General features: G+C 70.9%; 3 protein-coding genes. All 3 read right to left on the bottom strand.

The genetic code is table 11. From position 1 onward, the window contains the following. Nucleotides 1–125: 125 nt before the first annotated feature. Genes ACWEWT_RS38530 through ACWEWT_RS38520 form a run of 3 tightly spaced genes read right to left on the bottom strand, consistent with a single transcriptional unit; the run spans nucleotide 126 to nucleotide 2,652 of the window. A complete protein-coding gene (locus ACWEWT_RS38530; RefSeq protein WP_452565895.1) occupies nucleotides 126–908 on the bottom strand; it encodes an ABC transporter permease in 783 nt (260 codons plus the stop codon). Further along, nucleotides 905–1,858 carry an ATP-binding cassette domain-containing protein gene (locus tag ACWEWT_RS38525; RefSeq protein ID WP_452565894.1) on the bottom strand — a complete coding sequence of 318 codons (954 nt, stop codon included), beginning with the start codon at nucleotides 1,856–1,858 and terminating at the stop codon, nucleotides 905–907. Before ACWEWT_RS38525 ends, ACWEWT_RS38530 begins: the two co-directional genes overlap by 4 nt. Further along, nucleotides 1,855–2,652: a hypothetical protein gene (locus tag ACWEWT_RS38520; protein WP_452565893.1), complete on the bottom strand. Its 798-nt coding sequence runs from the start codon at nucleotides 2,650–2,652 to the stop codon at nucleotides 1,855–1,857. The genes ACWEWT_RS38525 and ACWEWT_RS38520 overlap by 4 nt, the downstream gene beginning before the upstream one ends. Nucleotides 2,653–2,866: the final 214 nt, after the last annotated feature.

Raw genomic sequence — 2,866 nt, 5'->3', positions numbered from 1 at the left:
GGTGGGGCCCGCCCCGGTTCTGGAGCGACGAAGCGAAGGAGCGCAGCGACTGAGCGTAGGAGTGAAGAACCGGGGTTGATAGGGCCCCACCCCGCCCCGCCGAAGGCGGGGCCGACAACACAGCGTCACAGTTCGGCGCGGCGCAAAGACCACCACCCTGCCGCACCGACCCCGAGGGACCACAGCAGCAGTACCACGATCGCGGCCGGAGTGGGGGCCAGCAGATCGCTGTCGTCGAACGAACCGACCAGAACCGTGCTCAGGGTCGCCGACCCGGGCAGCAGGGTCGCCACGCCCGGCAGACCGATACCCGCGGTCACCACCCACAGCAGCGGTTCGGCGAGCAGGACCCAGACCAGGACCGCGCCCACCGCCGGCGCCGGTGAGCGCAGCAGCAGTCCGATTCCGGTGCCGATCACCGCCCAGCAGGCCGCCGCGAGCAACCCGCTACCGAATACGCCGAACAACGCCGCCGTGACCTCGAACTTGCCGCGGCCGAACAGCAGCAGGCAGATCGACGCCACGATCTCCACCGCCAGGGCCGCGACGATGGCGGCCGCGGCGGTCACCAGGTATTTCGCCCCGGCCAGCCGGTCCCGGTCCGCGGTGAACAACGCGCTGATCACCAGTGTGTTGTGCTGATGTTCGCCCGCCGCGCCGGCGGCCCCGAACGCCGCCGCGGCCACGATCACCACGAACAGCGCCAGATAGAGGCCGATCGTGGCGGAACCGGTCACCGGCTCGCCCTCGGGATCGAGTGGCCCGGCCAGGATCGCGGTCACCGAAGCGGCCACGACCGCCGTGGCGATCAGCGCTCCGGCCAGCACCCGCGAGTAGCGCAGGGTCGCCGCTTTGCGGTATTCGGACAGGACCGGCGGGATCAGTTCCGCTGGTACGACGTCGATCATCGGGCAACCCCGTACGGCGTAGAGGTGGGTGGCGGCATACCGGGGCCCGCAGGCTGCGGCGCGCCGGCGTGGGTCAACGAGGCGAGCACCCGGTCGGGATGGATCCGGTCGGGGACTATACGGTGCAGCCGCACATCGGCGGCGCGGGCGGCGGCCACGATATCGTCCTCGGTCGCCTCGGCCACGGCGAGCTGATCGTCGGGCCGGATGACCGCGTCGGTGAACCCGCGCGCGGCGAGGGCCGTCGCGACGGCGATGGCCGACGAGGACGCCACCACCAGCCGGTCGGGGTTGCGCCGCCGCAAACGCGCCGGACTGCCCTGATACACCACCGATCCGTTGCTCAACACCACCAGATGATCGGCGATCGGCAGCGCGGTCACCAGACTCGGCGCGGTGAACAGGACCGTCCCGCCGCGCCGGGTGTGATTCCGCAGAAAACCCTGCAGCCAGGACAGCTCGCCGAGCTGCATACCGGCGGCGGGATCGTCGAGGATCAGTACGCGCGGATCGGGCAGCAGGGCGGTCGCCAGGGCGGCGCGGGTCTCCTCGCCGGGCGTGAGGTCGTCGGGGACGGCGCGAGCGTGCTCGCTGAGGCCGGTGGTCTCCAGCACGGCGCGTACCCGGCTGTCCGGGCATCCGGCCGCGGCGGCGTACACCCGCAGATGATCGCGGACCGTCCGGCGCGGATGCAGACCGCGCGGTGCGAGCACGGCACCGACCGCCGAACTGCTCCGGCCGCCGGACAGCGTGACCGCTCCGGCCGTCGGCGGGAGCAGCCCCAGCAGAATCCCCGCCACGGTCGACTTCCCGGATCCGGGCGGCCCGACCAGGGCGGCGCAGGTCCCCGCCGCGATATCGAAGGAGATGTCCTGCGCGCCGATACTGAAATCCTCGTATCGCTTGGTCAGACCCCGGACCGTGATCGCCGGGAGCGCGGCGGGGGTCACCGGGACCCGGCCGGTGGCTCGTTCCCGGGCCGACGCACGACGACTTCGTCGTGCACGTGCTGCGGCACCTCCGAATTACCCTGGGAAAGGGTCTTTCTCGGCTGTTCCAACGCGGGCGGCACCTCGGCATCGATCACCATCTCGTCGGCGAAATACGCCGGTGCGGGCCCGAATGCCTTGCGCGCGTTGTTGATCGTCGCCTTGCCCAGAGCCCGGTTACCGACCCCGCCGATCACGGCGCCGATCCCGGCCGGAACCACCTTGCCCGCCATCAACGCGGCCCGTTTGGTGATGAACCGCACGATGAACCGCTTCAACAGCGAATCGTTCATCCCCGCCAGACCCGGGATCCTGTTCGCGAAAACGGTGCCCCAGTTCTTGGCGGAGGTGCCGACACTCTTCTGGACGATCTCCATCCCGCTGTCGCCGAGTACCACCGCGAGCACCAGCGCCCGCCGCTGCTCGGTGTTCTCGGGCCGGACCCCGTGCACCGACGCCACGGCGAGGGTGAACAGTGCGGAAGCCTCCATGAAGAAGGTGGTCTCCGCGCTCACCGCCGCCAGCGCGGCAAGGGTACCCACGCCGGGAATCGCGGCCGACGCGCCGACCGCGCTACCGCTTCCGGTCACCGCCAGCAGATACTGGCGCTCCAGCCGCTCGACGAGTTGCGCGGGCGACTCCTCGGGATGGGCGCGCCGCAACCGCGCCACGTACTTGGCGACGGCGGGTGCTTGTAGCCGGGAACCGTGGTCCAGCGCCTCGACCACGGCCTTTTCCAATGCCCCGTTACGCACGGCGTCATCCCTCCTCTTCGGCCACTGTGCACTGTAGGGCACGGCGGCCGCACGTTCGCTCTGACTGGTAACGGACTACCCGGGCCGGGGGTTCCGAAGCTGTGTTTTTGGCGCCGCCTTCGGCGTCGCGGGGGTCGAGGCCCCCTGGTGTCCCGCCGTTCAGGCCTCGAGACTCGCGCCTTCGGCGCATGCGCTTCGAGGTGGACGCTCACCG

This window comes from Nocardia sp. NPDC003963 (genome assembly GCF_053605105.1).
This window is presented reverse-complemented; position numbering and strand designations above follow the sequence as displayed.